At 74.2% G+C, this 396-nt stretch carries 1 protein-coding gene; it reads left to right on the top strand.

Annotation, left to right across the window (positions count from 1 at the left end):
• Positions 1–16: 16 nt before the first annotated feature.
• The coding region (locus tag G3I71_RS49480; protein WP_164325539.1) for an MFS transporter at positions 17–396 on the top strand (380 nt) is incomplete at its 3' end.

Here is a 396-nt window from a genome sequence, read left to right as displayed (position 1 = left end):
CGCCCCGCGCCGCCGCATGCCCGTGGCCGTGTACGTCCTCGGCCTGTCCGTCTTCGCGCTCGGCACCAGCGAGTTCATGCTCTCGGGGCTCCTGCCGCCGATCGCCGAGGACATGGGCGTCACGATCCCGCAGGCGGGCCTGCTCATATCCGCCTTCGCGATCGGCATGGTCGTCGGCGCCCCGCTGCTGGCCGTGGCCACCCTGCGGTTGCCGCGCCGCACCACCCTGATCGCGCTGATCATCCTGTTCGGCCTCGGGCAGGTGGCGGGCGCGCTGGCCCCCTCGTACGGGCTGCTCTTCGCCTCCCGCGTTGTGTCGGCGCTCGCCTGCGCCGGGTTCTGGGCCGTCGGCGCGGCCGTCGCCATCGCCATGGTCGACCAGGAGCAGCGCGCCCG

The sequence above is a fragment of the Streptomyces sp. SID12501 genome (assembly GCF_010550245.1).
Taxonomy (GTDB): domain Bacteria; phylum Actinomycetota; class Actinomycetes; order Streptomycetales; family Streptomycetaceae; genus Streptomyces.
The sequence above is the reverse complement of the archived record's forward strand: the minus strand, read 5'-3'. Positions and strand labels throughout refer to the sequence as shown.